Consider the following 2796-nt stretch of genomic DNA (forward strand, 5'->3'; position numbering starts at 1 on the left):
CATCGATACAGGCGCCTGCTCGTCCGATATGAACGCAGAGCTGATATCCATTTGGCTTTTTTCACCCTTGCTGCCGCTTTGATCGCTTTTCGGTTTTGTTAGGTGCTCTTAGGCGACCCATGCTTTGCCTTTTCGCATACATGTTTAACACAAAACTCATACTCCCATAGAAATTCATAAAATATATCCAGGTCATCATATTTTCCCGAGGATACAGGTTGATTAAGCAACGCAACCGGCCGACAAATTGGTTCTATTACACGCATCTGAGGAGATCCAGGCAGAACCCAGTTGCCATAATTGTAAAGGATTTCATCTGCGTCTGTTTTTTCAATATCCCATAGTTTTTCAAAAAATCAAGCAGCTGTTCTAAGAAGGCCATGGCTGCACACCAAAGATCTTCCTCTTCGATGGATTGTTCATGATTTTTCTGATCCATGGGCGGACGATAAAGTTCTATTCTATTTCTCCAAATATCCTGCAGAGGCATTTTCCTTCCATTGTATTCATACTCCACATTTTTATGAAAATCACATATAAACTGTTCGATCCATTCATGCATATTTCCACTGTTTGCTAAGCAAGATTTCGTTTTTGTCTGCAATCCAATCAGGCAAGTACCCTGTATCTTGATCTCAGTATGTCCCGCCTTTTTTCTCCCTGGTTTTTCAAACAGAATGGGAGCCATAAATTCCGAAGTTTTCAAAATCTCATTTCGGATCGTTTCGTCCACATCCGCCTTGATTGCCACCGCACTTTCAGCATAGCCAACCCAAAACTTCTCTCCATCTTCATTCCAGCCGCTAATATAATCGATCATGTCTCGGGAAGCACAAGAAGCATTTTCCCAAACTGTGGGTTGGATCAGCCAACTTCGATCTAGTCCACATCCTGTTCCTTCCCAAGTTCCTTCCCCCTGTACTGCAATCAACAATGCTTTTATTGTATCGTAGATTTCTTTGGACCCTTGTCCCAAATAGACCACAGGCAATGTAAAATTGTTCTTCATCAGAACAGAGGCAATCTGTCCCAGCAAAATCATCAATTGCAGTTTTGCTCTTTCCTTCTGGCTTTCCTCCTCGCCGCCCCTTGGAAAGTCGAAAAACGCCCGAACCGTCGATGAAGCGTTACTTTGCGAATATTTTACATTCACTTTTTTCATCTTCCATGTCGGACTCTTTTTCTTGATCAATGTGGGTTCCACTTTAGCGCCCTGCAGTGGTCTGTACGCCTCCCCTTTGGCAGGTCGATAGAGAGAATACTCTATCTTACGATATGGCCCTTCCAGCTGGATGGTCATCCCTTTATATAGTTTTTTCTTTTTCGAGTCCTTTTTTGCGTCCTTATTTTTCTTGCTGGCTTTATCTTTCTTAGGGTCGGTTTGATCCATATCAATCTGTTTTTTCTGTGTAACTACCATCCAATCCGTTTTCAGATTTTCCATCGCCCTTGCCTCCTTGCTTTTTTGAGACAAGTATAGCAAATCTCCCCAGATATTTGATCTATTTATCCAACAAACGTGATTTCCTACAAAAAAAGCTCAGGGCATTTGTAATAAAAGACATGCCCTGAGCTCTATTTTTACCCTGCTGCCTCCAGCTTGGGCATCGCCTCGCTGGCCTTCACCGCCTCCATGAACTGGCGGGCAAAGGCTTTGGCGCTGGCGGCTTCTTCGGGGCTGAGGGCGCTGACCGCCTCAAAGTGAAAGAGGGCGTAGGGCTTGCCTCCCCGGCTGGTAGCCTTTTTGAGGGAGATCCGGGTGACCACCCCGTTCAACGGGGTCAAAGCGCTGGTGAGCCGGGCGGTGTACCGGAGGAACAGGCCCTTGCTGGTCACCGGCACCCGCACCAACAAGGGCAGGACATTGCCCGGCCGCAGCAGGAACAACAGCACCGACTCCTTGCAGGCCTTGGCCCCCGTCTCACCGTCCTTGGAGCCGTAATCGTTAAAGGGGCAGCGGGCGCAGGGCTTGCCGCTCTCTGAGACAAGGCTGTTATGGCTGAGGCAGGTGGGCGGCGTACCCTCCACCGGGTCGGGGGTATCCCAGTAGGCCCGGGGCAGGGTGTAATCCAGGATAATCCCGGTCAGCTCTTTTTCTGCCTCCTCACCGGTCAGCCCCGGCACCGTAAAGACGGTGGAGCCGCCCGAGGGCGACTTGACCACGTCGAACATCTGGTAGGTCAGGGGCTGGTCCTTCAGGTTCTCGTGAATCAGATCCAGAGTGCTGTTGTTCAAAGCCAGGTAGTCCGAGGACGGCAGAGCCGGGGCGGTCTGCAGGGTCTCGACTTTGGCGCTCAGGCGGTCTTTCAGGTTCATCTGTTCCATGGTTTCTTCCTCCTTATAAGCTCTTGATGGTAAACCGACGGCAGCTGGTTTGGTTGGCGTACTTCTTGTAGAGGGCCGGATGCTCGGCTTTCAGGATCTTGGTGTCCAGTCGTTCCTGTACAACATTTTTCCATGTAACAAGATGATTCCCAGCCGTGCCGGTTTCGTGGTCGCCCAGCATTTCCTTCAAGAGGTTTTCGGCTTCCTGTTTCCGCTCGGTGAGTGCCTTGATCTGCTGGCTGGCCTCGTCGTACTGCTGAACCAGGGCGGCGGCGTTCTCAGGCAGTGCCACAGTGGAACGGGGCACACTGCTGGGAAACCGCTCGGCTAGGAACCGGGCCGACGCACTGGAGCCATCCAGGGGCGGCGGAGTCTCGCTCTGGACGTGCTGCCAGAAGTCCGCTTCCAGCTGAACCAGAAGGGCAATCACTTCCTCATCCCGGGGGATGAACTTCCAGCGGAAGGTGTTGC

At 50.5% G+C, this 2796-nt stretch carries 2 protein-coding genes and 2 pseudogenes; 1 reads left to right on the plus strand and 3 read right to left on the minus strand.

The annotated features are described in order from the left end of the window. Nucleotides 1–102: pseudogene (locus tag B5F27_RS16680) on the plus strand (IS5/IS1182 family transposase); the annotation flags it as partial. A 154-nt stretch (nt 103–256) separates the two neighbouring features. Here B5F27_RS16680 and B5F27_RS16020 read toward each other — a convergent pair. The 3 genes and pseudogenes from B5F27_RS16020 to B5F27_RS16890 form a co-directional block, all read right to left on the minus strand. Beyond that, nucleotides 257–1444, minus strand: coding sequence for a hypothetical protein (locus B5F27_RS16020; RefSeq protein WP_087369043.1), 1188 nt, complete (start codon nt 1442–1444; stop codon nt 257–259). A 137-nt stretch (nt 1445–1581) separates the two neighbouring features. Next, nucleotides 1582–2325, minus strand: a complete 744-nt coding sequence (locus B5F27_RS16025; RefSeq protein ID WP_087369044.1) for a hypothetical protein — start codon at nt 2323–2325, stop codon at nt 1582–1584. 13 nt (nt 2326–2338) lie between these two features. After that, nucleotides 2339–2796 (minus strand): annotated as a pseudogene (locus tag B5F27_RS16890) (hypothetical protein); the annotation flags it as partial.

Origin of the sequence: Faecalibacterium sp. An192 (genome assembly GCF_002160175.1) — a bacterium.
Classification (GTDB): Bacteria; Bacillota; Clostridia; order Oscillospirales; family Ruminococcaceae; genus Faecalibacterium.